Here is a 24,992-nt window from a genome sequence, read left to right as displayed (position 1 = left end):
CCATCCTGGATCCTTTCTAACCTAATTACCTCGTCATGTTCCGTTGCGGGCAGAGGATAAGCTACGTCGTCCTCGATCTGTCGCTTCGCTCTTGGGCAAGCTCTAAGTCTGTTGAAGAGATGCGCTCATCGGAGGTGCCTTGTGAACTGGAAGATGTCGGACGACAGCCAACTTGTTCAGTATTTCGAAGGGGAGAATGTGTGGAGCAAAGACTGGGAGAGAGTAGTCGACGAGAAGGTCGAGCTCGTTGATCATCGTGGGGCCGCGATGGCGCTTGCCGTGTGGGAAGCCTCGTTCGGCGGTACACGTAAGAAGTTCGCGGCCATCGAGGCGTCGAACAACGTGTGGATTTTTGCACTGCCTCAGCCCTAGCGATATTTTCCACGTGAACTTAGGGCACGAGGCGTTGCCCGGGCCACGGCCGAGGATGCCGGCACGTCCGCGCGCTCCGAAAGTTTCGTCCTTTCATTCCGGTACTCTGATATCTATGCGGTCGGCGACGGCGACGGCGGCGGTCCGCGTCTGAGGCCGGGGGCCTCGACTTCCTAGCTTCGCACCGCCTCGACGCCTGCAGCACCACCCCCTAAAGCTTTTCCCCCCAAGGCCGATAAGACCATCGAACGAACCCCCGGGCGACACGCGCCCAGGGCCGAACCGGTATCGGACGATGGCGAAGAAATCCTCCAAAGACGCAACGCGGGCGCCCCTGGCGCTCGACGCGGACCTGCGTATTGCCGCGGCTCCGGCCTTGCGCGATACCCTGCTCAAGGCGCTGGCCGCCGGCGATGCCGTCGAACTCGACGGTGCCGCGGTGGCCCAGGTGGATACGGCGGCCCTGCAGCTGCTCGCGGCGTTCTCGCGCGACGCGCGTGCGGCCGGGCTTCCCGTGACCTGGACTGGCGTCAGCGACAGCCTGCAGCGCGGCGTGGCCGTGCTCGGCCTTAACTCATTGATTGAACTGCCGGCTCGCGCCGGCGTGAACTGAAGGTGCTTCGATGGCTAAGATTCTTGCGGTAGACGATTCGGCTTCCATGCGCAGCATGGTGGCCTTCACCCTTCGCGGCGCGGGCCACGATGTCGAAGAGGCCGACAACGGCCAGGCGGCACTCGATTCGGCAGCCGTGCACAAGTTCGACCTGATCCTGGCCGACGTGAACATGCCGGTGATGGATGGCATCACGATGGTTCGCGAGATCCGCACTCGTGCGGACTACCGCGGTATCCCCATCCTCATGCTCACCACCGAGTCGAACCCGGAAAAGAAGATGGAAGGCAAGGCGGCCGGCGCGACCGGCTGGCTGGTCAAGCCGTTCGATCCGGACCAGCTGCTGGCTACGGTCAACCGCGTCCTCGGCTGATCCCAGCCGCGTCTGTTTCCACCTTAGTGTTCCGGTAATTCCAGGGTCTCCCATGTCCAAAGTCGATCTGGCGCAATTCCACAAGGCGTTTTACGAGGAGAGCCTCGATGGCCTCGACGCCATGGAGCAGGCCCTGCTCGCCCTGGACGAGGGCGCCGAGGATCCGGAGCTGATCAATGTGGTGTTCCGCGCCGCCCATTCGATCAAGGGCGGTGCGGCCACGTTCGGTTTCACCGACGTCGCCGCATTCACCCATGTGGCCGAGAACCTGATGGACGAGGTCCGCAGCGGCCGCCGTCCGATGGAAAAGGCCGTGGTGGAACTGCTGCTGCGCTCGGGTGACACCGTGCGCGACATGCTTTCCCTATCGATGACCGGCCAGCCGGCCGCTACCGCGGAAAGCCAGGCCCTGCTGGCCGAGCTGTCGGCGATGGTCTCCGGCGTCGCGGTGGCACCCGTGGCGGCTGCCAAGGCTGCCGCGCCGGCCGAGGCGATCGAAGGCTGGGACATCGCCTTCCGTCCCTTCGACTACCTGCTGAAGTCCGGTAACGATCCGGCGCGCATGTTCCGCGAGCTCGAGGCCCTGGGCCCGCTCGCGGTCACCTGCGACGCCAGCAAGCTTCCCGCGCTGGCCGACATGGACGCCGAGTCGTCCTACCTCGGCTGGACGCTCAGCCTCGACGCCGGTGCGAAGCGCGCCGCTGTCGAAGGCGTGTTCGACTGGGTCGATGGCGACTGCGACCTCACCGTGACACCTCGCATCGCCGCGCCCGCACCGGTTGCAGCAGCAGTTGCCGCCGCGCCGGTGGCCGCCGCCGCCCCGCGCACCGTGCGTGATCCTGCCGCGAACAGCGAGTCCAGTTCGGTCCGCGTCGGTATCGAAAAGATCGACACCCTGATCAACCTCGTCGGCGAGCTGGTCATCACCCAGTCGATGCTCAGCCAGTTCAACGACGGCGTGGATGCCTCGCAGCTGGAAATGTTGCGCCATGGCCTGGCCCAGCTGGGGCGCCACACGCGCGAGCTGCAGGAAAGCGTCATGAGCATCCGCATGCTGCCGATCAGCACGGTGTTCAACCGCTTCCCGCGCCTGGTCCGCGACCTGGCGCAGAAGCTCGACAAGAAGGTCGTGCTCGACATGCGCGGCGAAACCACCGAGCTCGACAAGACCGTGCTCGAGAAGATCGGCGATCCGCTGGTCCACCTGGTCCGCAACGCGATCGATCATGGCCTGGAAATGCCGGACAAGCGCCTTGCCGCAGGCAAGGGCGACACCGGCACCCTGCGTCTCGAAGCTTTCCATCGCGGCGGTAGCATCGTCGTCGAAGTGGCCGACAACGGCGCCGGCCTCAATCGCGAAGCCATCGTCGCCAAGGCCATCCAGCGCGGCATCATCGCCACGGGCGAGGGCATGTCCGACGAGGCCGTATCCGATCTGATCTTCGAAGCGGGCTTCTCCACCGCCGCCGCGACCACTGACCTTTCCGGCCGTGGCGTGGGCATGGACGTGGTCCGTCGCAACGTCATGGATCTTGGCGGCACGGTCGCCATTCGCAGCGTGCAGGGCAGTGGCACCACCTTCACCATCACCTTGCCGCTGACGCTGGCCATCATCGACGGCCTCACCGCCGCGGTGGGTGAGGAAATCTACATCGTGCCGCTCGTGTCCATCATCGAGTCGGTCCAGGTCAAGCCGGACACCGTCCGCAGCGTGGCCGGCGGCGGCGAGCTGTTCCGCTTCCGGGATAACTGGATGCCGATCGTGCGCCTGTTCGATGTGTTCGGCTGTGCCGGGCAGCGTCGCGCGGTGGATGAGGGGATCGTCATCGTGGTGGAAGGCGAGGGGACCCGCATCGGGCTGTTCGTCGACGAACTGATCGGCCAGCAGCAGGCGGTCGTGAAGTCGCTCGAGGCGAATTACCGGCGCGTTACCGGTATTTCCGGTGCGACGATCCTCGCCGATGGCTCGGTGGCGCTGATCGCCGATGTCACTGGTCTGGTCCGCATGCAGGCGCGCCGCAAAGCCGCCTGATAGGGCCTGGCTCTTGTAGGAGCCGATTCATCGGCGATGGGGTGCTGGCCGTGACCCGGCCCGCTGCCGCGGGACCGCCGATGAATCGGCTCCTACAACGGCCTGCCGAATTTGCCCTGCAGGGTGCAGATTCACCCTCAAGAACCCACCGCGACGGCCGATACCCCAAGGGAAGGGGTCCCGAACCGCCGAACCGATCCGCCGTGGGAACGACATGAACCAGCAAGCCAACTCCGCCACCGCCCAGCCTGAAGAGGCCGCGCAGTACCTCACCGTGAACCTCGGTAACGAGGAATACGGCGTCGATATCCTCGCCGTCCGCGAGATCCGCGGCTGGACACCGGTGACCCGCATTCCGCAGGCGCCCGGCTATGTGCTCGGCGTGCTCAACCTGCGCGGCGCCATCGTGCCGGTGCTGGACCTGCGCCTGCGCTTCGGCCTGGCCCGCGAGGAATACACGGCTACCACCGTCACGGTCATCGTGATGGTCAACGGCCGCCAGTTCGGCGTCGTGGTCGACGCTGTCTCCGACGTGGTCGAGGTCGCCCCTGGCGACGTTCGCCCGGTGCCCGACATGGGTACCACCGTCGATACCGAATACCTGAAAGGACTCACGACCGTCGCCGAGCGCATGGTCCTCCTGCTCGACGTGGATCGCCTGCTTCAGCCGCAGGACGCACAGATGCTGGAGGCCGCGCTGGCCTCCACGGATGTCAAAGCCGTCGCCTGAGCGTAATGCCTGGTTAGTTCTTGCCGCACTTTGCCGATTGGAACCGTGATGAAGAAGTTCAAGTTCAAAGTACCCGCCCTGACCGTTCGCGGCCGCCTCTACGGCGTGCTCGGCCTGCTCACCCTCATGCTTCTGGGTGGCGCGGCCGTCGGCCTGGGTGCGATGCACTTCCAGAACGAAGGCATGCGTCAGATTTACGAGGAAGAGCTCGCTCCCTCGGAGACCCTGAGCCGCCTCAACACCGATTCGCTGCTGTCCTTCGTCGTGCTGGGCGAAGCCGCCGCCAAGGTCAGCAACAAGGACCAGGTGAAGCAGAAGGTCGCGGAGTTCCAGAAGTACGACGGTGAAATGACCAAGCTGAAGGCCGACTTCATCAAGGTCCCGATGTCCGCCGACGTCAAGAAGCTCTACGACAAGTGGCAGTCGACGACCGCCGATTACGACCAGGCCAAGTCGGACATGGTCGACGCCCTGAACCAGGGTGACGAAGGCTCCAGCGACGTGCTCGAACTGCAGGTTCGCCCGCTGCTGATGGATCGCCAGACCCAGCTCGGCAAGCTCATCGAAGCCAAGCGTGACGAAGCCGCGGCGATCTACGAGAAGGAGACCTCGCAGTACAAGATGGTCCGCGCGCTCAGCATCGGTTCACTGGCCATCGGCCTGTTCATCTGTCTGCTTATCGGCGTCCTCGTCGTCCGCTCGATCATCCGCACGCTGTCGCACACCGTGTCCGTGGCGCACCAGATTGCCGAGGGCAAGCTTGGCCACGATATCCAGGTCACGCGGACCGACGAACTCGGTCAGCTGCAGGAGGCCTTCCGCGTCATGGACGAGCGCCTCGGCGCGATCGTCAGCGAAGTGCGCCACGGTTCGGGCTCGGTCAGCACCGCCGCGCAGCAGATCTCGCGCGGCAACGACGATCTCTCGCAGCGCACGCAGGAACAGGCCTCCAGCCTGGAAGAAACCGCTTCGTCCATGGAGGAAATGACCTCCACCGTGAAGCAGAACGCCGAGAACGCGAGCCACGCCAACCAGCTGGCCCGCGGTGCCCGCGAGCAGGCCGAGCGCGGTGGCGAAGTCGTCGCACAGACGGTCGTCGCCATGCGCGAGATCAACAGCTCCAGCAAGAAGATTTCCGACATCGTCAGCCTCATCGACGAAATCGCCTTCCAGACCAACCTGCTCGCGCTCAATGCAGCGGTGGAAGCGGCGCGTGCGGGTGAGCAGGGCCGCGGCTTCGCCGTGGTCGCTACCGAAGTGCGCAACCTGGCCCAGCGTTCGGCCGGTGCCGCGAAGGAGATCAAGGGCCTCATCAACGACAGCGCGAGCAAGGTCAAGGCCGGCTCCGAGCTGGTCGACCAGTCGGGCAAGGCCCTCGCTGAGATTGTCGAAAGCGTGAAGAAGGTGACGGACATCGTCGCCGAGATCGCCGCCGCCAGCTCCGAGCAGTCGGCCGGTATCGACCAGGTCAACCACGCTGTGCTGCAGATGGACGAGATGACCCAGCAGAACGCCGCGCTGGTCGAGGAATCGGCAGCCGCCGCCCGTGCCATGCACGAGCAGGCCACCGAGCTCAGCCGCCAGGTGTCGTTCTTCCAGATCGCTGGCCAGGCGTCCAACGCACCGGCCGCCAAGGCGACGCGCAAGGATGCCGCCCGCGAAGAGATGGAAACCGTGTTTGCCGCCGTGCGCAGCACGCCGGCACCGCGTGCGCAGCGCCCGGCCGAGTCTTCGGCCGACGCCGGTGTGTGGAAGGAGTTCTGATCGATGAATGCGCTCGTCAACAACGGCGATGCCGTCGGGCTGGCGGGCGCGACGGGACCGAATCTCGGCGAAAAGGAATTCGGTTTCCTGCGTGAGTTCGTGCTGCAGCACTGCGGCATCTCGCTGGGCGATCACAAGCGGCAGCTGGTCCAGGGGCGTCTGCTCCGCCGGCTGCGCGCACTGAATCTCTCAGGCTTCGAGGCCTACTGCGACCTGCTACGCCGCGATCCGGAAGCGGAGCTCGGCGAACTGGCCAGCTGCATCAGCACCAATGTCACCTCGTTCTTCCGCGAGATGCACCACTACGACATGCTCGTCGACGAACTCCTGCCGCGTTGGCTGGCGGAGAAGCGTGGCAGCGGTCGGCTGCGCATCTGGTCGGCAGGTTGTTCCACCGGCGAAGAGCCGTACGCCATCGCGATGGTGCTGGCCGAGGCTATCGAGCGCACGGGTTTCCAGATCGACGCGAAGATCCTCGCCACCGATCTGTCTCCGCAGGCGCTCGAAGCCGCGCGTAAGGGCGTGTACCCGGTGGATCGTCTGGGTGGCGTGAGCGACGCACGACGCAAGCGCTGGTTCCTGCGCGGCGAAGGCTCGTTCGACGGCTATGTCCAGGTGCACCCGCGTCTGCGCGAGCTGGTTGCCATCCAGCCGCTCAACCTGCTGCACGAGTGGCCAATGCACGGCAAGTTCGACGCGATCTTCTGCCGCAACGTCGTCATCTATTTCGACAAGCCGACCAAGCAGCGGCTGTTCTCCCGTTATGCCGGCATGCTGGAAAGCCGCGGCTACCTTTTCCTGGGGCACTCGGAGTCCATGTACGGACTGTCCGAGGACTTCGATCTGATCGGCCGAACGGTCTACCGGAAACGCACATGAGCGACACGTTCGTCGCGCAGCCGAGAACATTCATCGGCTTCGATCCGAAAAGCGTGCTGCCTGGGTTCGAGCACGTCCGCCGCTTCTGGGATCCTGCCCAGGAAGTGGTCACGGTAAAGATTCTCCCGGGCGAGTTCTACGTGAGCACTCAGGAAGAGATGATCTCGACCGTATTGGGTTCCTGCGTCTCCGCCTGCGTGCGCGATGCACGCCGGCGTATCGGTGGCATGAATCACTTCATGTTGCCCGAGCCCGCCGGCGACCGCGACAGCTGGACCTCTACGGTCGGCCGCGCGGCGCGTTATGGCAACGATGCGATGGAGCAGCTGATCAACGCGATTCTCAAGGCCGGTGGCCGTCGCGACGATCTGGAAGTGAAGATTTTCGGCGGTGGCCGTGTGCTGGCGACGATGACCGATATCGGCCAGCGCAACATCACCTTCGTCCAGCGGTACATCGCCACCGAGAATCTGAAGCTCTGCGCGGCCGACGTGGGCGATATCTACCCCCGCCAGGTGCAGTTCTTCCCGGTCAGCGGCAAGGTGCGCGTGCGCCAGTTGCGCGCCACGCACGACAACAATCTGGCCGATCGCGAGAAACGATACCTCAAGCGATTGGCTGACGATCCGATAAAGGGAGAGGTGGAACTGTTCTGACGCCCGTCGTCCGTGGTTCCTCCCTATTCATTCCGCCACCCGAGTCGCTAGAGCCCATGCAGAAAGTACGCGTCCTCATCGTCGACGATTCGGCCCTGGTCCGAAAGGTGCTGACGACCATGCTCGAGTCCGATCCGGGCATCGAGGTGGTCGGCACGGCCGCGGATCCGCTGATCGCCCGCGATAAGATCAAGCTGCTCAATCCCGACGTGCTCACGCTGGACGTCGAGATGCCGCGCATGGACGGCCTGACTTTCCTCGACAACCTGATGCGCCTGCGCCCGATGCCGGTGGTGATGGTTTCGACGCTGACCGAACGTGGCGCGGACGTCACCCTGCGTGCGCTCGAGCTGGGTGCGGTGGATTTCTTCACCAAGCCGCCCGCCGACCTCGCCAACACCTTCATGGACCACGCGCCGGAGATCTGCGCGAAGGTGCGTCTAGCCGCCGGTGCCAAGCCGCGTGAGCGAGCTTCAGTGAGCAAGCTGGACGTCGCCCCGCGTCTCTCTGCCGACGCCGTGCTGCCGCTCGCGCAGACCCCCGGCACGCGCGGTGGCACCCGCATCATCGCGATTGGCGCCTCCACGGGCGGCACCGAGGCGATTCGCGTGGTGCTCGAGGCGATGCCACCCACGGCGCCACCGATCGTCATCACCCAGCACATTCCCGCGGCCTTCAGCGGTCCGTTCGCCGCGCGCATGGATTCCTGCTCGGCCATGCGTGTGATGGAAGCCCGCGACGGCCAGCCCATCCAGGCCGGTCACGCATATATCGCCCCGGGCAGCCAGCACCTGCTGGTCATGTGGGACGGCGCGAAACACGTCTGCCGCCTGCACGACGGCCCGCCGGTCAACCGCCACAAGCCTGCCGTCGACGTGCTGTTCCGCTCCATGGTCGCCAGCGTCGGCGCTGCCGCGATCGGTGTGCTGCTCACCGGCATGGGCGACGATGGCGCGCGCGGGCTGGGTGAGCTCAAGGAGATCGGCGCGCCGACCCTGGTCCAGGACGAAGCCAGCTCCGTCGTCTGGGGCATGCCCGGCGCCGCCTGGAAAGCCGGTGCCGCCAACGAAATGCTTCCGCTCGACGCGATCGCAGCGCGTTTGCTCGCGCTCGCCCATACACCTGTTTCCGTCGCCGCCTCGCGCGTCGGCACCTGATAGCGAGACGTCATCATGCTCATCCCTAAGAACGCACGAAGCATCGGCTTTGCCGCGAGTGCCATCGCCCTGATCCTGGTGCTGGTGTTCCACTCGCCCTGGCTCGCCCCGATCGTGGTGGCCCTGCTGACCTCGACCTGGATCGCGATCAGCCTGCGCCCGGCCGCACTTCCGGATGTAGAAGTGGTGCTGCATTCCCCGTCGTCGGACGAGGCCTCGGTGCGCGAGGCGATGGAAGACGTGCGCAGCGCCATCGTCGACGAACTCGGCCACGCCAGCCGCGAACTGCACCAGGCGCTCGATCTGCTGCGTGATGCCGTGGCCGAACTCGGCGGCGGCTTCAACGGTCTGTCGCACAAGACCGGCAAGCAGCAGAAGCTGCTCAGCGAGATCATCGAGAGCGGCGGTAACGGCATCTCGGTGCAGGATTTCGCCTCGCGCACCGCGGGTTTGCTCGAACACTTCGTCGGCCTCATCGTCCAGCTGTCGCGTGAAAGCCTGCGCATCGTCTACCGCATCGATGGCATGGCCAAGGAAATGGACGCCGTCTTCGCGCTGCTGAAGAACGTCAACACCATCGCTGAAGAAACCAACCTGCTCGCGCTGAACGCGGCGATCGAAGCGGCCCGTGCCGGTGAATCCGGTCGTGGCTTTGCCGTGGTCGCCGGTGAAATCCGCAACCTCGCGCAGCACAGCAACCAGTTCAACGAGAAGATCGGTACCCACGTGGAGCGTTCGCGCACCGCGATGGAACAGCTTCGCGAGCTGGTCGGCCACATGGCCTCGCAGGACATGAACGTGGCGCTTTCGGCCAAGGGCGACATCGACCGCATGATGTCGACCATCACCGAATCCAACGCCCGCACCAGCGCCGCCGCCGACGAAGCCGCCTCGATCAACCGCGGCCTCGGCAACGACGTCTCCACCACCATCCGCTCGCTGCAGTTCGAAGACATCCTCAGCCAGTTGCTGCACCAGACGCGTTCGCGCCTGGTCGAGCTGCAGGAGATCACCGCCGACTGCACGCGCGATATCGAAGAGCTGGCCTGCGCTCCGGCCAATCCGGCCGAGCTTGGCGCCCGTGCCCAGCGCGTCCGCTCGCGTCTGGCCGAGCAGCGTGAGCGTGCCCGCCTGCGTTCGCGTGGCCCCGCCCTCCAGCAGTCCATGGCTGCTGGCGACATCGACCTGTTTTAAGGGAAGCCACCATGGCCATCAACGTTCACCACGACACCGAGCACGGTTGCCTGACCCTTCACCTGGGCGAGCGCTTCGATTTCTCCATCCACCGCGCTTTCCACGATGCCTGCCTGGGCGACATGGCCGTCGCACGAAGCTACGTGCTCGACCTGGAACAGGTCATCGGCATGGACAGCTCCGCGCTGGGCATGCTGATGCTCCTGCGCGAGCACGCCGGCGGCGACCGCGCCGAGATCCGCATCGTCAATGCCAGTGCGGACCTGCGTAACACCCTGCGCATCGCCGGCTTCGACAAGCTCTTCACCGTGCACTGATTCACCGAGGCGATGGCTTCGCGAAAAGACCCCGGCATGCCGGGGTTTTTTTCTTTGTGTGGGAGCCGGCCATTTTGTGGGAGTCGGCCATTTGTGGGAGCCGGCTATTTTGTGGGAGCCGGCTACGCCGGCGATGGCGTTGAGGCAGCCTGGCTATCGCCGCTGAAGCGGCTCCCACAATAAAACGGCTGCTGTCTGAAAAAGACAGTTGCTCCCACAGGGGATTCACGCACTTTTCGCAATTCGTTCGATCCATATCCACGGCCCGCCAACGGGCCTGAACAGATGGCCGAATTCGCTCTACGTATTCCTACTGACCTGCCACTTTTGCGTACCGGTACATGGGTTGCGAGGCGTCTGATTGATCCACGGTTGTGACGTGGGTCACATTCGATGTATCGCTCCCACAGGCAGGGGGCACTACCCAGAACGCTATGCGTTCGAGGAGTGAGTCGTGAGCGAACTCAAGTTCGGCAAGGTCTTTACGCGCACCCTTCTGGCCACTTGCATCCTGGCCGCATCGGTTTCGATCACTGCATGCAGTGGTCACGGCTCGACGCGATCAGGCGGAGGATCCGGCGGCACGGTCAATCCCGGCGGCGCAGGCGGCGGCGGTGACTCGGGCGGCGGCACCGGAGGCGGCGATGGCGGTGGTACTGGTGGAACCGGCGGCGGTACGGGCGGCGCAGGTGGCGGCGATGGTGGCGGGACCGGTGGTACAGGCGGCGGTACCGGAGGCACAGGTGGTGGCGGTGATGGCGGTGGCACCGGCGGTGGCGGTACAGGTGGCGGTGGCACGGGCGGTGGCGGTACGGGTGGCGGCGGCACGGGTGGTGGCGGTACCGGCGGCGGCACCGGCGGTACGGGCACTCCGGCACCCAGCAACGCGGTCGGTGCGATATCCACCGGCGCCGGCAACATCGTTTCTTCCTTGGGCGGCACGGTGTCCGGCATTGGCGCGCAGCTGCCAGCCGTCACCTTGCTTGGCAGCGGTAGTGGCCTCTCCACGTCGCTCGGCAATACGGTGGGTGACCTGGGTAAAGCCGTTACGGCGTTGGGTGATGGCACCTCCAGCGGCCTCGGACAGATCGGCAATATCGCCAACCCGGTCGGCGTCACCACTGGCAGCCTCGACGATGTCGTCCAGAACGCCGGTGGCGCGGTAAATAACCTCGGTGTCGGCGTCGGTGACATCGCGGCAAACACGCCGATCGCGCCGATCACCTCAGGCCTGGGTGATGTGGTGTCGAAGGCTGGTACGGGTGTGGAGCAGATCGGCACAAACCTCGGCGGTGTGCTCGGCTCGTCGCAGGTGAACACGCTGACACAGACGGTGAGCGACCTCGTGACTCCGGTGGCGGCGTCCCTGGGCAGTAGCGCGTCCCCGACGGCATCCACCAATCTCGTGGCTGCGACCGGCTTGGCCGCGAGCGGCATCTCGGGTGGGCTGAGCACGGGTGTGAACTCCCTCGCGGGCAATGTCGGCAGCATTCAGGCACCGGGTGCCCTGGGTGGGCTGGCACAGCCGGTGAGTGGTGCCCTGGCCGGTACGGCAGGCACCCTGCAGGCGACGAGCACCACGTTCGGCCAAGGTCTAGGCACGGCGGGTTCGCCAGGCGCAACGCCTGTTTCGACGACGCTCAGCGGTACCGCTTCGCTCGTTACCAGCGTGGCGGCGCCTGTCGGTGCCCTGGGTACCGGCGGCCTGAGCGGCCTAGCCCCCGTGACGAACGCCGTGGCTTCCACCGTGACCAATGTCGGTGCTGGCGTGGGTAGCGTTGTCAGTAGCCCGGCCATCGCGCCGGTGACGACCACGCTCAACACCGTGGTCAACAACGTGGCCTCCGCCACGGGCCTGTCGTCGACCACGGGTACGGGTGCAAGCAACAGCGGTGCAGGTGCGGATCCGGTGAGCAGCCTCCTTGGCAGGCTCAAGGATCTGGGCAAGGGTAATCACGGGCTGTAATGCGATTGACGCGGGCGGTGGTTAACGCCGCCCGCGTTGCGTTGCTCGTCGTGTAAGTCATCGTTCGTAGGGGGCTTTGCATGAATCGATGGCTCGGCTGCCTTTTAGGCATGACCGTTGTGTGTTCCACCCAGGCGCAGGTCCGCGCGCCGGCCAATCCACTCCAGACCCTGCCGCGAACGGAGACGCCGAAAGAGGCGCCTTCGGTCACGGTGAACGTGCAGGCGCCCAATCAGGCACTGGAAGCGCTGCTTGCCAGTCACCTCACGCCAACGCGCTTCGATGTCACCGGCGTGCGCTCCGTTCCCTTTGCCGATGTCGCCGCTGTCTTCGCACCCATGCGAGGCAAGGACACGAGCGTGCGCCAACTCGTCGCCGCTGCGGACAAGGTGACGGCGATGTACAAGGCGCATGGCTATGCGTTGTCGTTCGCCTTCGTGCCGGGCCAGACCTTCGCTGGCGGCGTGGTCCAGGTGACGATTGTCGAAGGCTATGTGTCTGGCCTGACCATTCGTGGCGATGCGGGCAATCTCGAAAGTCGCATTCGTGCCATGGCCGCGCACATCGTCGACGAGCGTCCGCTACGCCAGGAAACCTTCGAACGCTACACACAGTTGCTCGGCGAGTTGCCGGGCGCGAAAGTCGCGGCGAACGTGCCCCCACCGACGACGACGGACGGTGCGACCACGCTCGATCTGAACATCACGCGGCAGCGCTACGACGCCAGCTACGGCATGGACCTCAACCATCCCGGCGCGCAGGGCGTCTTCACCGCGTTGGAAAACGGTGCCACACCCTTGGGTGAACAGCTAAGCGTCTCCACGCTTTTTCCCAATGGCGGCGGTCAGCGACTGTACTCCGTGGCCTGGGTCGAGCCGATCGGTTCGCGGGGCTGGCAAGGCCGAGTCGATGGCAGCCACTATTGGGGTAGTCCGGACTCCGACGACGAATTGCCTTCGTATCTGGATCATCGCCTCTCGCAGGAACGCGTTGCGCTTACGGCTATCTATCCACTCGTGCTGACCAACAGCAAGCGCCTGAACTTCACCATGAGCGCCTACGCGTCCACCCAGGACGATCGGTACCGCAATGTCGACTCCGGCGCGATGATCTCCCTGCGTTCGAGCGTGCGTGTGCTCGACGCGGAACTGTCGTGGTTGAAGGCTGCCGCGAAACATTCGGAAAAGTTCAGCTTCGCGGTCGCGCATGGCTTTGACGGTTTCGGTGCCAGTTCGCGAGCATCGACCAACGTGGCCGGTCCGCTTTCCGTTGCCATGCCCGACATCGACTTCACGCGTTACACGATGAGCCTGGCCTGGTCGCAGGAGTGGACGCACAAGATCGGCACCGTCGTCCGTGCCACCGGCCAGTACAGCAACGACGCCCTGCCATCGACCGAGCAGATCAACTTCGGCGGCCCGAGTTTCGCCTATGCCTATGATCCGGGTGATGCTGCGGGGGACAGCGGTTGGGCGGCGTCGCTTGAAGTGAATCGGGCATTTGTCTCCGGGACGACGTGGGTCAAGTCGATCGTGCCTTACGTGGCCTATCAAACGGCCCGCGTTTACCTCAACGGCGCCCGGCCCCTGATCGACAAGCTCGATTCGGCGGCGATCGGTGTACGGGTCTCGGACAGCAAGCACTACACCGTGGACTTCGCGTTGGCGGAGCCGACCGGCGACAAGCCGCCGGAGAGTCGCGACCGCGATGTGCGGTGGAACCTGACGTTCAGTTACAAGCTGATGTAACACTGGCGATACAGGGGGGAGGGACGCCCCCTTCACGACAGCGGCCGCACGATAAAGCGTCACCCGACCGCTCGAGATCGCCATGCCTCTCTCCCTCTCTCCTCCGCCGATTCGCTTCGACGAATCCCTCGAGCATGTCGAGCCCGATGAGGGGGAGACGACCGAGCAGCTGATCGAAACCCTGACGGGAATTAACCAGACCACCCTGGAGCACGAAAAGCACGCGTATCGGCCAGTCCATGCCAAGAGCCACGCGCTTCTCATCGGTGAGCTGATCATCCCCGACGACCTGCCCCGGGAACTGGCGCAGGGGATTTTCGCCAGGGCAGGGCGGTACGGCATCGCCATGCGTCTATCTACCGTGCCGGGCGACATCCTCGACGACAGTGTTTCCACCCCTCGCGGCATGGCCGTGAAAATCTTCGGCGTGGAGGGCGACCGCCTGCCGGGCAGCGAAGGCGATGCAACGCAGGATTTCGTGTTGGTGAACGGCCCCGCCTTCGGGGCGCCGACGGCGAAGAAATTCGCGGGTACGCTGAAGCTCGTGGCAGCGACCACCGATCGCGCGGAAGGTGCGAAAAAAGCCCTTTCCGCTGTGCTTCGTGGCACTGAGCGTCTTGTCGAAGCGTTCGGTGGCAAGAGCGCCACCTTGCTCGCACTCGGCGGTCAGCCGGAGACGAATCCGCTGGGCGACAGCTATTACAGCCAGGCGCCGCTGCGTTTCGGCGAGTATGTCGTGAAGGTATCGGTCGCGCCGCGCTCGCCTAACCTCACCGCACTGACGGATGCGGATCTCAACGTCAACGGCAAGCCGAACGGCCTGCGCGACGCAATGATCGAGCACTTCTCAGCCGAAGGTGGCGAGTGGGATGTGCGGGTGCAGTTCTGCACGGACCTGGAAACCATGCCGATCGAGGATGCCTCGGTGCCGTGGCCGGAAGAGAAGAGCCCGTATATCGACGTGGCGCGCATCGTCATCCTGCCGCAGCCGGCCTGGAACGAGGCGCGACGCGCAGCCATCGACGATGGCCTGGCTTTCAGTCCATGGCATGGTGTTGTTGCGCACCGCCCCCTGGGCTCGGTGATGCGCGCGCGCCGCCTGGCGTACAAGGTGATGGCGAAGTTCCGCGCACATCACAACAAGGTAAACATCCACGAGCCGAAGTCGGTCGACGAGCTCCGGCTCTGAGGCCGACTCACCAACCCATGTAGTGGCCACCGTTGATGGCAAGGTTCGAGCCGGTGATCCAGCTCGAATCCTCGCTGGTCAGGAAGGCCACCGCGTGGGCGATCTCTTCCGGACGCCCAAGCCGGCCCACCGGAATCTGCGCGATGATCTTCTGGCGGATGTCATCGGGCACCGCCATTACCAGGTCGGTGCCGACATAGCCCGGTGATACCGTGTTGACGGTGATGCCGAAGCGCGCGTTTTCCTGGGCCAGCGAGATGGTGAAACCATGCATGCCGGCCTTGGCCGCCGCGTAGTTCGCCTGACCGTACTGGCCCTTCTGGCCGTTAATCGAACTGATCTGCACGATGCGACCCCACTGGCGCAGGCGCATGCCTTCGATCACCGGGCGGGTAACGTTGAAGACGGCGTTCAGGTTGGTGTTCACCACGTCCGTCCACTGCTGGAAGTCCATCTTGTGGAAGGTGGTGTCGCGGGTGATGCCGGCATTGTTGATCAGGATTTCGATCGGGCCGGCACGTTCCTCGATGCCGTGCACCATCGCGGCGGCGGAGGCCGGATCGGCCACGTCGCCCGGGACCATGACCACGTCGATACCGTCGCGGATCATGTCTTCGCGCCAGGCGGCCGCCTTGGCCTCGTCGCGGTAGTTGGTCGCCACCCGATGGCCCTGGCGCGCAAGGTAGCGCACGATTGCAGTACCGATGCCGCCCGTGCCGCCGGTCACCAGTGCCGTGCGTTGCGTAATGCCCTGACTCATCCTCGCCCGTTTCCCGTAGAGGCCCGCTGCGCGGGCAAACGATTGTTATAGCTCCCCCATGCCGCCAAGACTACTGCGGCGGAGCGACGCAGGCTTGAACTCGTTCAGCGCGGCGTGAAGCAGATCACGCGGCGTGCCGGGGCCGATGGGGGCTGTCACACCCAGGCGTTCGAGGGCCAGGCGAAGGGCGGGCAGGGGATCGGTCGTGTCCACGGGCGGGGCGGCGTCAGACTTGGAGAGCTTTCGGCCTTCGGCATCCAGGACCAGGGGAAGGTGCAGGTAGCCGGGCGTGTTCAGGCCGAGCAGCCGTTGCAGGTATATCTGGCGGCCCGTCGAATCGAGCAGGTCGGCACCGCGGACCACGTGCGTGATGCCCTGTTCGCCGTCGTCGACCACGCAGGCCAGTTGGTAGGCCCAGAAGCCTTCGACCCGGCGGATCACGAAATCCCCGGCCACTTCCATCAGGTTTTCCGACTGGGGGCCTTGAAGGTCGTCGTGCCAGCGGAGGGTTTCGTCGGGTGTACGCAGACGCCAGGCCGGCGAGCGGTCGGGCTCCGGTGCGGCGACACACTGGCCGTGGCGGTGCATGCCGCCATGGACGGCCAGGTCGGCCCGGCTGCACCAGCAAGGGAAGACATGGCCTTCCGTCCGGAGCCGTTCGAAGGCCGTCTGGTAGGCGTCGCCGCGCGTGGACTGGTACATCACCGGGCCGTCCGGCGACAGGCCGAAGGCATCGAGTGTGGCCAGGATGCTGGCCGCGGAGCCGGGAACCTCGCGGGGCGGATCGATGTCTTCGATGCGTACCACCCATTCGCCGCCCGCATGGCGTGCTACCAGCCAGCTGCCGACCGCGGCGACCAGTGAGCCGAAGTGCAGGGCGCCGGTGGGCGACGGGGCGAACCGGCCGCGATAGCTCATGGGCTGTAACCAAACACGGATTGAGGCGTTTCTCACGGCGTACATGACGCGAAGAGGACAGTGTAGGTGATGCCTCGGGGCGAGAAAGCGCGCTGGGCCGCCATCCCATGAACGGTGCGGGCTGCAGGGATTGAATCATTCAGCGTTCGCCCCGAAAACTCCGCATAAGGCGGCGCCGCACGCCATCCGCCAAGAGAGAAAACCATGTTCAAGCGCATCGGCCTTTTCATCGCGACCAATCTCGCGGTCATCCTCCTTCTCACCATCGTCTGTCGCGTCCTTGGCATCGACCAATGGGCCGCCCAGCGGGGCATGGGCCTGTCGGGGCTGATCGTCTTCGCCTCGGTCTTCGGTATGGGCGGTGCGTTTATCTCACTGGCCATTTCCAAGTGGATGGCCAAGTGGACCACCGGTGCCAAGGTGATCACCTCGCCGGCCAACGAGACCGAGCGCTGGCTGGTCGAGACCGTGCGCCGCCACGCCGAGAAGGCCGGCATCGGCATGCCCGAGGTGGCGGTATACGACGCCCCGGAAATGAACGCCTTCGCTACCGGCATGTCGCGCAACAACGCGCTCGTGGCGGTCAGCAGCGGCCTGCTCCAGCAGATGGACCGGGAACAGGTGTCGGCTGTCCTCGGCCATGAGATCGGCCACGTCGCCAACGGCGACATGGTCACGCTGACCCTGATCCAGGGCGTGCTCAATACGCTGGTGATCGTGCTGGCCCGTGTGGTCGGCCGCGTCGTCGACAGCTGGATGAGCGGCGGCCGCGAGCGTGACGGTGAAGGCGGCATCGGCTACTTCGTCGTGGTCATGGTGCTGCAGATCGTCTTCGGCCTGTTCGCCTCGATCATCGTGTCGTGGTTCTCCCGCTGGCGCGAGTTCCGTGCCGATGCGGCCGGCGCCAACCTGGCCGGCCGGGCCTCCATGATCTCGGCCCTCCAGCGCCTGTCCGCCAACCACGGCGACACCAGCCTGCCGCAGACCATCCAGGCCTTCGGCATCTCCGGCCACCTGGCCAGCGGCTTCAAGCGCCTGTTCATGAGCCATCCCCCGATCGAACAGCGCATCGCGGCCCTCCAGGCCGCCCAGTAACTTGATTGTTCCTGGAGAATGCCCCTTGTGGGAGCCGCTTCAGCGGGGCGATGTGGGAGCCGCTTCAGCGGCGATGTGGGAGCCGCTTCAGCGGCGATGCCGCGGCAGCGGGCAGGGTGTCGCGAGCACCCATTCGCCGATGAATCGGCTCCCACAGAGAGCATCGCCGATGAATCGGCTCCTACGGAGGCCAGCCAGGGCCGGCCAACCTTCCTTCGCGGTTCCCTCGCCCCCATAATCCGGTGTTGTCCTATCTTGAAGGAACGGCACCGTGAGCCAGGAAACACGTAAGTTCGAAGCCGAGGTCGCCCAGGTCCTGCACCTGGTCACCCATTCCCTCTACTCGCACAAGGAAATCTTCCTTCGCGAGCTCATTTCCAACGCCTCCGATGCCTGCGACAAGCTGCGCTTCGAGGCCGTCGGCAAGCCCGACCTGACCTCCGACGACCCGGAACTCCGCATCCAGATCACCTGGGATCCGGAAGCGCGCACCGTGAGCGTGCGCGACAACGGCATCGGCATGAGCAAGGACGAAGTCGTCGCCAACATCGGCACGATCGCCAGCTCGGGCACCCGCCGTTACCTCGAAGCCTTGTCCGGCGAACAGAAGGCCGACGCGCGCCTGATCGGTCAGTTCGGCGTGGGCTTCTATTCGGCCTTCGTCGTCGCCGACAAGGTCACCGTCATCACGCGTCGTGCCGGCGAGCCGACCGAGGCTGGCGTGCGTTGGGAAAGCGATGGCAAGGGTGAGTACACCCTCGAGGACATGAATGTCACCGAGCGTGGCACCACCGTCGTGCTGCACATGAAGGCGGACGAGGACGAGTTCCTGAAGTTCTGGACGCTGCGCGCGGCCGTGACCAAGTACTCCGACCACGTCGCCTTCCCGATCCGCATGCCGGTCGAGAAGGACGGTAAGCCCGATCCGACCGACTGGCAGACGATCAACTCGGCCTCGGCCCTGTGGAGCCGCCCGAAGAGCGAGATCACGGACGAGGAATACCAGAACTTCTACAAGGCACTTGGCCACGACTTCAACGACGCCCTGGCCTGGACGCACAACCGTGTCGAAGGCAGCCAGAGCTTCACCACGCTGCTCTATGTGCCGGAACAGCCGCCGTTCGACCTGATGATGGGCGGTCGGGAAGAGCGCAAGGGCCTCAAGCTCTACATCAAGCGTGTCTTCATCATGGACGCCGCGGAAGAGCTGCTGCCGAACTACCTGCGCTTCGCGCGTGGCGTGGTCGACGCCGACGACCTGCCGCTGAATGTCAGCCGCGAAATCCTCCAGCAGAACCGCCAGCTCGAGCGTATCAAGGCTGCGTGCACCAAGCGCGTGCTTGACCTGCTCGAGAAGGTCTCACGCGACGAGCCGGAGAAGTTCGCCACGTTCCTGGCCGGCTTCGGCAATACGCTGAAGGAAGGCATTGTCGAAGACACCGCCAACCGCGATCGCATCGCCAAGTTGCTGCGTTTCGCGTCGACCAAGGGCGAGGGTGCGGCCAAGACGGTTTCGTTCGACGACTACATCGGCCGCATGGGCGAAGGCAAGGACACCATCTGGTACGTCACGGCAGACAGCTACGCCGCTGCCGCCGGCAGCCCGCAGCTGGAAGCGTTGAAGGCCAAGGGCATCGAAGTGCTTCTGATGTCCGACCGCGTCGACGAATGGATGCTTGGCTACCTCACTGAATACGACGGCAAGCGCCTTCGTAACGTAGCGAAGGGCGAGTTCCCGCTTGACGAAGCCGACAAGGCGAAGCAGGAAGCGGCCAGCGCCGAAGCCGCTCCGCTGATCGAGCGCACGAAGAGCCTGCTCGGCGATCGCGTCGGCGACGTTCGCGTCTCCGCGCGCCTGACCGACTCGCCCTCGTGCCTCGCATTGGCCGACTTCGACCTAGCTCCGCATCTTGCCCGGTTGTTGCGTGAAGCGGGCCAGGACGTGCCGGAATCGAAGGCGGTGCTCGAGCTCAACCCGGAGCATCCTCTGGTCAAGCGCCTCGCCGCCGAAACCGACGATGCGAAAGCCGGCGACATCGCTGGTCTGCTCCTCGAGCAAGCCGAGATCACCGCCGGCGCACAGCTGGCCGATCCCGCCGCCTTCGTCCAGCGCATGAACCGGGTCCTCCTCGGCTAAGAGGCGCGCTCCCTGTGGGAGCCGCTTCAGCGGCGATGCTGTCTGTAGGAGCCGATTCATCGGCGATGGGCCTGAGGCAATCTGGCTATCGCCGCTGAAGCGGCTCCCACACGGAGCCTGCTATCGTCGTCCCCCATGTCCGCCCTTTTAATCCTCTTCGCCTGCCTTGCCCTTGGCATCTTCTGCAAGCGCTTCGCCACGCTCCCTGAGGGCATCGTCCCCGGCATCAACTGGTGGGTGCTCAACATCGCCTTGCCGGCGCTCGTGCTGGCGCTGGTGCCACACGTGACGATCGACGTGCGCCTGTGGTTCCCCGTGGTCGGCATGTACGTAACCTTCTTCGGGGCGTGGGCGCTCTTCGCCACGCTGGGCCGTATCTTCGCCTGGTCGCCGGCGCGCGTCGGTTGCCTCACCCTCGTCTGTGGCCTGGGCAATACGTCCTTCATGGGCTATCCGATGATGGAAGCCCTGCATGGCAAGGCGGGGCTCTCGGTCGCCGTCATCGCGGACCAGCTCGGTTGCTTCCCCATGCTTGCGGCTGGCGGCATCGTCGTCGCGTCGATGTACTCGGGCAGGGGAGCGAGCGTGGCGGCCATCGTGCGCCGTGTGCTGACCTTTCCGGCTTTCATCTGCCTGGTGATCGGCGTGGTCGTCGGTCTGCTCGGTGGCTGGCCAGAGGCCGTCGAAAAGGTGATGTTGCAGATTGGCGCGACCCTGACACCACTGGCGTTGTTCTCGGTGGGTCTGCAGTTCCGCCTGCATTTGCAGCGCGATCAGCTGGGCGCGCTCATCACCGGGCTTGGATGGAAGTTGCTGTTCGCACCGTTGGTGGTGTTCGGCATAGGCATCGCAGCCGGCATCGGCGGCCTGACCCTCACCGTCGGCGTCCTCCAGGCTGCCATGGCGCCGATGATCTCGGCGGCGATCCTGGCCGACCAGTACGACCTCGAACCGCGTCTGGCGAATACGGTGCTTGGTGCGGGCATCCTGCTTTGCCTGGTCACGGTGCCGTTGGGCAACTTGCTGCTCCCTGCGGGCTGAGGCTTGGCTTTGCGACCCTGCGACCTCACACTTTTGACATGACCGACATCCCGACGACTCCAGGCGTACGCGCCGATATATGGCTCTGGGCTGCACGCTTCTTCAAGACCCGCGCGTTGGCTAAGGAAGCGATCGTCGGCGGCAAGGTCGAGCTCAACGATGCCACCTGCAAGCCGGCGAAGACGGTGCAGATTGGCGATCGCCTGAAGGTCACACGTGGCGAGGAACGCTTCGTTGCGGTCGTTGCCGCGTTGTCCGAGAAGCGTGGGCCTGCACCGGAAGCGCGCAAGCTCTATACCGAAACCGACGAGAGTGTGGCCGAGCGCGAACGCCAGCGCGAAGACCGTCGCCTCACAGGCGGCGCGTTGCTGCGACCGCAGGGCAAACCGGACAAGCATGCGCGCCGCTTGATCCAGGATCTGAAGAAGACGCTCTGAGCATGCAGGTTCCCAACGATATCGTGCCGGGTCGACTGCTCAGTCGACACGGGCGCACGCGTGCGCATCGCTTCGTGCTTGCCGTTGCCCTGATGTTCCTCGTAGTCGGCGCCGGTTTGCCTTTGTTGTTGACCACAGGCGCCAGGTTCGCACCCGAGGGGCGACCATTGATTCTCGGAACGGCCGGTTTACTGCTCGCTATCGGCCTCGTGCTGACCGTCGCGTGGCGGGCGATCCGGCCGAAGACGACGCTTGACCTGCATCTCCACGGCATTGTCGTCCGCCACACCTCGCCACGAAAAGAAACGTTCGCGCCGTTCATGGCGATGTCCGATCTCTACCTATACCGCACCGGTCGCAGCCTGTTCGGCCCGGCCAACGCGCTCGCATTTCGCCGAAGTCCGGCGGACGCATGGGTCGACGTGCTCGACGACCGAGGTGATGCCTTCCGCTTGCGTGGTGAAATCATCGAAGGTCAGTTGCGTGAGCGGGGGCCACTGGCATTGCGCTCGCTGGAGGCAGGTCACGCGTTGACGTTCCACAGCATCACCGACGCGGATCGCCTGGCAAAGCGCGTGATGGGCGGCATGTTGTCGGCCGAGGCGAGACCGCTTCAATTGAGTAGCGCGGGGCTCGACGTCGGTGGACAGCGCATTCCCATCGCGGATATCGCAAAGCTTGACGAAGGTGGCCCGAACGGTTCGCTGCGATTGTTCGATGCCTACGGACACACGCTATGGAGCGTCCATACCCTGTCGCTGTTCAGCGCTGATCTGTTCATCGTGCTGATGCGCACGATGATCGAAGCGCACCAGTACGGCATCACGCAAAAAAACCGTCCCCCGGAGATCCACACCCAGGCTGCTGACGTGGGTGGGGCGGGGGACGCGACGGGGCGGGAAGATGGAGAGTCGTAAGCCCCGTTGCGGGTGAGCCGAAGGCCCAGACCGCAGGTTCACTATAAGAAGCAGACACCCAGAGGGGAATTCGATTGTTCAGATCGCCCTGATAGGGTGTCTCAATGGTTCACTGCAGCATTTTCTTGAGCTTGTAGAGGCGGTCCAGCGCGTCACGCGGCGAGAGAGCGTCCGGATCCATAGCGCGGAGCGCCTCCTCGACCGGCGAGGGCAGGGAAGGCGCGAACAGCCCCATTTGCGGCGTCGCGGCAGGCGGTGTGGCGACCGCCACGGTTACCTCATGTCCCTGTTCGAGAGCCGCGAGATAACGGCGCGCATCAGCGATCACCGCCTTGGGCAAACCAGCCAGGGCCGCCACCTGCAGGCCGAAGCTGCGGTTGGCCGGGCCATCCTTCACCGTATGCATGAAGACCAGCTGCTCGCCGTACTCGACGGCATCCAGGTGCACGTTGGCGATGGTCGGAAAGTCCTGCGCCAGTTCGGTCAACTCGAAGTAGTGTGTGGCGAACAACGTGTACGCGCAGCTGGTAGCAGCAAGATGCACCGCTGCCGCACGCGCGAGCGACAGACCGTCGTAGGTACTGGTGCCACGGCCAACCTCGTCCATCAGCACGAGGCTGCATTCGGTGGCGTTGTGCAGGATATTCGCCGTCTCGCTCATCTCGACCATGAAGGTCGACTGGCCGCGCGAGAGGTCATCGCCCGCACCGATGCGCGTGAAGATGCGATCGATCGGTCCGATCGTCGCGGCGGACGCCGGCACGTAGCTGCCGACGTGAGCCAGCAGCACGATCAGCGCGTTCTGGCGCATATAGGTGGACTTACCACCCATGTTCGGGCCGGTGATGACCAGCATGCGGCGGCTCTGGTCCAGCACGAGGTCGTTCGGCTCGAACGGTTCGTCGCGCACTTTCTCGACCACCGGGTGGCGGCCTCGTTCGATGTGGATGCCTTGTTCGTCGGTGAGTGCCGGGGCCGCCCAGTCCAGCGTTTCGGCGCGCTCGGCGAGGTTCGCGAGCACATCGAGCTCGGCCATCGCGGTGGCCGCGATCTTCAGTTCGGCAAGGCGATCGGTAAGTTTGTCGAGCAGCAACTCGTACAGCGCGCGCTCGCGCATCAGTGAGCGTTCTTTCGCCGAGAGCACCTTGTCCTCGAACTGCTTGAGCTCTTCGGTGATGTAGCGCTCGGCGTTCTTCGTGGTCTGGCGACGCGTGTAGTGTTGTGGCGCTTTCTCAGAATGCGCCTTGGTGATTTCGATGTAGTAGCCATGCACGCGGTTGTAGCCGACCTTCAGCGTTGAGATGCCGCTGGCCGCCTTTTCGCGCTCTTCCATGTCGACCAGGAACTGATCGGCGTTGGTGGAGAGCTGGCGTAGCTCGTCGAGTTCTTCGTCGTAGCCTTCGGCCAGGACACCACCGTCGCGCAGCAGCGCGGGCGGCTGCACGATCACGGCGCGGGCGAGCAGGGCGGCAGTGTCCGCGTGATCGCCGATGCGCTCGACGAGGCTGTGCAACAAGGGGCTATCAAGACCGGCGATGTCTTCGCGCAGGGCTGGGGCTGCCGCAAGACCATCGCGCAAGGTGGAAAGGTCACGCGGGCGCGCCGAGCGAAGCGCGACACGCGCAAGTATGCGTTCAAGGTCGCCAATACCGCGCAGGCGTTCGCGCAGCGTAGCGTGGCGGCGTGCGTCGATCAGGCTGCCGATGGCCTGGTGGCGGCCACGCAGCACCTGACGGTCGCGTAACGGTCGGTTGAGCCAGCGGCGCAGCAGGCGCGCACCCATCGGCGTCACCGTCTCGTCGAGCACGCCCAGGAGCGTGTTCTCCACGCGGCCACTCTGGTGCGTGTCGATCTCGAGGTTGCGCCGGGTGGCGGCATCCATCGCGATCGTCTCGCCCGCGTTCTCCACGGCCATGCCGGTGAGATGGGGTAGGGCGGCTTTCTGGGTCTCCTCGACGTAGCCGAGCAGACAGCCGGCAGCGGCTACCGCCAGCGGCATGCCGTCGACACCGAAGCCAAGCAGATCGCGGGTTTTGAAGAAGCGGCAAAGCTCGCGCCGCGCCGCGTCGCCGTCGAAGTGCCAGGGCTGGCGCTTGCGCAGGCCGGGCAGCGTCGAGACGAGCTTGGGCCACGCGACGTCTTCGCCGACGAGGGTTTCCGCCGGCTGCAGGCGTGCGAGTTCGGCCGCGAGCCCTTCGGCGCTACCTACTTCGGTCAGCAGGAAGCGGCCGGTGGAGAGGTCTACCCAGGCCAGGCCGTAACCCGTCTGGCCCGCGGCAATGGAAAGCAGCAGGTTGTCGCGGCGCTCTTCCATCAATGCGGCATCGGTCACGGTGCCGGGGGTGACGATGCGTACGACTTCGCGCTTCACCGGGCCCTTGGACAGAGCGGGATCGCCGATCTGCTCGCACAGCGCCACGGACTCGCCCAGCTTCACCAGACGGGCCAGGTAATTCTCGACGGCGTGGTACGGCACGCCGGCCATGGGAATCGGCGCGCCGGCCGACTGGCCGCGTTGGGTCAGCGTGATATCGAGCAGGCGGGCCGCTTTACGGGCGTCGTCGTAGAAGAGCTCGTAGAAGTCGCCCATCCGGAAAAACAGCAGGATGTCCGGGTGCTCGGCCTTCGCCGCCAGGTACTGGCGCATGAAGGGCGTATGCCCGGCGCCAATCGAGGTGTCTTCTGCTAAAGCCATGA

22 protein-coding genes are annotated in these 24,992 nt (G+C 65.0%); 19 read left to right on the top strand and 3 right to left on the bottom strand.

The genetic code is table 11. From position 1 onward, the window contains the following. Positions 1-141 precede the first annotated feature (141 nt). The 14 genes from C8J98_RS11755 (at position 142) to C8J98_RS11690 (ending at position 14,990) form a co-directional block, all read left to right on the top strand. Complete coding sequence (locus C8J98_RS11755; protein ID WP_107913368.1) at positions 142-372, top strand: hypothetical protein; 231 nt, start codon at positions 142-144, stop codon at positions 370-372. 295 nt (positions 373-667) lie between these two features. Beyond that, positions 668-985 (top strand): STAS domain-containing protein, encoded by a 318-nt coding sequence (locus tag C8J98_RS11750; RefSeq protein WP_107913367.1) that lies wholly within the window; start codon positions 668-670, stop codon positions 983-985. Between the two features lie 10 nt (positions 986-995). After that, complete coding sequence (locus C8J98_RS11745; protein ID WP_046968490.1) at positions 996-1,358, top strand: response regulator; 363 nt, start codon at positions 996-998, stop codon at positions 1,356-1,358. A 52-nt stretch (positions 1,359-1,410) separates the two neighbouring features. After that, positions 1,411-3,390, top strand: a complete 1,980-nt coding sequence (locus C8J98_RS11740) for a chemotaxis protein CheA (RefSeq protein WP_107913366.1) — start codon at positions 1,411-1,413, stop codon at positions 3,388-3,390. Positions 3,391-3,604: 214 nt separating this feature from the next. After that, entirely contained in the window at positions 3,605-4,120 is a 516-nt protein-coding gene (locus C8J98_RS11735; RefSeq protein WP_107913365.1) for a chemotaxis protein CheW, read from the top strand. Positions 4,121-4,168: 48 nt separating this feature from the next. Beyond that, the gene (locus C8J98_RS11730) at positions 4,169-5,884 is read left to right on the top strand and encodes a methyl-accepting chemotaxis protein (protein ID WP_107913364.1); all 1,716 of its coding nucleotides are present in this window, start codon (positions 4,169-4,171) and stop codon (positions 5,882-5,884) included. Between the two features lie 3 nt (positions 5,885-5,887). After that, the gene (locus C8J98_RS11725) at positions 5,888-6,763 is read left to right on the top strand and encodes a protein-glutamate O-methyltransferase CheR (protein ID WP_107913363.1); all 876 of its coding nucleotides are present in this window, start codon (positions 5,888-5,890) and stop codon (positions 6,761-6,763) included. Further along, complete coding sequence (gene cheD, locus C8J98_RS11720) at positions 6,760-7,419, top strand: chemoreceptor glutamine deamidase CheD (protein ID WP_107913362.1); 660 nt, start codon at positions 6,760-6,762, stop codon at positions 7,417-7,419. Before C8J98_RS11725 ends, cheD begins: the two co-directional genes overlap by 4 nt. Positions 7,420-7,475: 56 nt before the next feature. Then, positions 7,476-8,576, top strand: a complete 1,101-nt coding sequence (locus C8J98_RS11715; protein ID WP_107913361.1) for a chemotaxis response regulator protein-glutamate methylesterase — start codon at positions 7,476-7,478, stop codon at positions 8,574-8,576. Between the two features lie 15 nt (positions 8,577-8,591). Next, on the top strand, positions 8,592-9,770 hold the full coding sequence (locus C8J98_RS11710) for a methyl-accepting chemotaxis protein (protein ID WP_107913360.1): 1,179 nt from the start codon (positions 8,592-8,594) through the stop codon (positions 9,768-9,770). Positions 9,771-9,781: 11 nt separating this feature from the next. Beyond that, positions 9,782-10,087 (top strand): STAS domain-containing protein, encoded by a 306-nt coding sequence (locus C8J98_RS11705; RefSeq protein WP_233260202.1) that lies wholly within the window; start codon positions 9,782-9,784, stop codon positions 10,085-10,087. Positions 10,088-10,541: 454 nt separating this feature from the next. Then, positions 10,542-12,053 carry a collagen-like triple helix repeat-containing protein gene (locus C8J98_RS11700; protein WP_107913359.1) on the top strand — a complete coding sequence of 504 codons (1,512 nt, stop codon included), beginning with the start codon at positions 10,542-10,544 and terminating at the stop codon, positions 12,051-12,053. Between the two features lie 80 nt (positions 12,054-12,133). Beyond that, complete coding sequence (locus tag C8J98_RS11695) at positions 12,134-13,801, top strand: POTRA domain-containing protein (RefSeq protein WP_107913358.1); 1,668 nt, start codon at positions 12,134-12,136, stop codon at positions 13,799-13,801. 82 nt (positions 13,802-13,883) lie between these two features. Further along, positions 13,884-14,990 (top strand): catalase family protein, encoded by a 1,107-nt coding sequence (locus C8J98_RS11690; RefSeq protein ID WP_107913357.1) that lies wholly within the window; start codon positions 13,884-13,886, stop codon positions 14,988-14,990. A 7-nt stretch (positions 14,991-14,997) separates the two neighbouring features. Here the strand turns inward: C8J98_RS11690 and phbB are convergent, their stop codons facing one another. Both phbB and gluQRS read right to left on the bottom strand, forming a co-directional pair. Next, entirely contained in the window at positions 14,998-15,738 is a 741-nt protein-coding gene (phbB, locus tag C8J98_RS11685) for an acetoacetyl-CoA reductase (protein WP_107913443.1), read from the bottom strand. A gap of 57 nt (positions 15,739-15,795) precedes the next feature. Then, positions 15,796-16,668: a tRNA glutamyl-Q(34) synthetase GluQRS gene (gene gluQRS, locus C8J98_RS11680; protein ID WP_107913356.1), complete on the bottom strand. Its 873-nt coding sequence runs from the start codon at positions 16,666-16,668 to the stop codon at positions 15,796-15,798. A 204-nt stretch (positions 16,669-16,872) separates the two neighbouring features. On the opposite strand from gluQRS, the gene htpX reads away from it, so the two are divergent. From htpX to C8J98_RS11655, 5 genes are all read left to right on the top strand, one after another. After that, complete coding sequence (gene htpX, locus C8J98_RS11675; RefSeq protein ID WP_107913355.1) at positions 16,873-17,763, top strand: protease HtpX; 891 nt, start codon at positions 16,873-16,875, stop codon at positions 17,761-17,763. A 271-nt stretch (positions 17,764-18,034) separates the two neighbouring features. Beyond that, positions 18,035-19,900: a molecular chaperone HtpG gene (gene htpG, locus C8J98_RS11670; protein WP_107913354.1), complete on the top strand. Its 1,866-nt coding sequence runs from the start codon at positions 18,035-18,037 to the stop codon at positions 19,898-19,900. A gap of 135 nt (positions 19,901-20,035) precedes the next feature. Then, positions 20,036-20,941, top strand: coding sequence for an AEC family transporter (locus C8J98_RS11665; RefSeq protein WP_107913353.1), 906 nt, complete (start codon positions 20,036-20,038; stop codon positions 20,939-20,941). 38 nt (positions 20,942-20,979) lie between these two features. Continuing rightward, complete coding sequence (locus tag C8J98_RS11660; protein ID WP_107913352.1) at positions 20,980-21,378, top strand: S4 domain-containing protein; 399 nt, start codon at positions 20,980-20,982, stop codon at positions 21,376-21,378. Positions 21,379-21,380: 2 nt separating this feature from the next. Then, on the top strand, positions 21,381-22,295 hold the full coding sequence (locus tag C8J98_RS11655; RefSeq protein WP_107913351.1) for a hypothetical protein: 915 nt from the start codon (positions 21,381-21,383) through the stop codon (positions 22,293-22,295). Positions 22,296-22,404: 109 nt separating this feature from the next. Here C8J98_RS11655 and mutS read toward each other — a convergent pair whose 3' ends face one another. Further along, positions 22,405-24,990: a DNA mismatch repair protein MutS gene (gene mutS / locus C8J98_RS11650; RefSeq protein ID WP_233260201.1), complete on the bottom strand. Its 2,586-nt coding sequence runs from the start codon at positions 24,988-24,990 to the stop codon at positions 22,405-22,407. Positions 24,991-24,992: the final 2 nt, after the last annotated feature.

It is taken from the genome of Luteibacter sp. OK325, from assembly GCF_003050935.1.
Lineage (GTDB): Bacteria > Pseudomonadota > Gammaproteobacteria > Xanthomonadales > Rhodanobacteraceae > Luteibacter.
The sequence above is the reverse complement of the archived record's forward strand: the minus strand, read 5'-3'. Positions and strand labels throughout refer to the sequence as shown.

Coding starts and splice junctions, on each gene's coding strand:
- C8J98_RS11750 (WP_107913367.1), top strand. CDS start 668: ATGGCGAAGAAATCCTCCAAAGACGCAACGCGGGCGCCCCTGGCGCTC.
- C8J98_RS11745 (WP_046968490.1), top strand. CDS start 996: ATGGCTAAGATTCTTGCGGTAGACGATTCGGCTTCCATGCGCAGCATG.
- C8J98_RS11740 (WP_107913366.1), top strand. CDS start 1,411: ATGTCCAAAGTCGATCTGGCGCAATTCCACAAGGCGTTTTACGAGGAG.
- C8J98_RS11735 (WP_107913365.1), top strand. CDS start 3,605: ATGAACCAGCAAGCCAACTCCGCCACCGCCCAGCCTGAAGAGGCCGCG.
- C8J98_RS11730 (WP_107913364.1), top strand. CDS start 4,169: ATGAAGAAGTTCAAGTTCAAAGTACCCGCCCTGACCGTTCGCGGCCGC.
- C8J98_RS11725 (WP_107913363.1), top strand. CDS start 5,888: ATGAATGCGCTCGTCAACAACGGCGATGCCGTCGGGCTGGCGGGCGCG.
- cheD (WP_107913362.1), top strand. CDS start 6,760: ATGAGCGACACGTTCGTCGCGCAGCCGAGAACATTCATCGGCTTCGAT.
- C8J98_RS11715 (WP_107913361.1), top strand. CDS start 7,476: ATGCAGAAAGTACGCGTCCTCATCGTCGACGATTCGGCCCTGGTCCGA.
- C8J98_RS11710 (WP_107913360.1), top strand. CDS start 8,592: ATGCTCATCCCTAAGAACGCACGAAGCATCGGCTTTGCCGCGAGTGCC.
- C8J98_RS11705 (WP_233260202.1), top strand. CDS start 9,782: ATGGCCATCAACGTTCACCACGACACCGAGCACGGTTGCCTGACCCTT.
- C8J98_RS11695 (WP_107913358.1), top strand. CDS start 12,134: ATGAATCGATGGCTCGGCTGCCTTTTAGGCATGACCGTTGTGTGTTCC.
- C8J98_RS11690 (WP_107913357.1), top strand. CDS start 13,884: ATGCCTCTCTCCCTCTCTCCTCCGCCGATTCGCTTCGACGAATCCCTC.
- gluQRS (WP_107913356.1), bottom strand. CDS start 16,668: ATGAGCTATCGCGGCCGGTTCGCCCCGTCGCCCACCGGCGCCCTGCAC.
- htpX (WP_107913355.1), top strand. CDS start 16,873: ATGTTCAAGCGCATCGGCCTTTTCATCGCGACCAATCTCGCGGTCATC.
- C8J98_RS11665 (WP_107913353.1), top strand. CDS start 20,036: ATGTCCGCCCTTTTAATCCTCTTCGCCTGCCTTGCCCTTGGCATCTTC.
- C8J98_RS11660 (WP_107913352.1), top strand. CDS start 20,980: ATGACCGACATCCCGACGACTCCAGGCGTACGCGCCGATATATGGCTC.
- C8J98_RS11655 (WP_107913351.1), top strand. CDS start 21,381: ATGCAGGTTCCCAACGATATCGTGCCGGGTCGACTGCTCAGTCGACAC.
- mutS (WP_233260201.1), bottom strand. CDS start 24,990: ATGGCTTTAGCAGAAGACACCTCGATTGGCGCCGGGCATACGCCCTTC.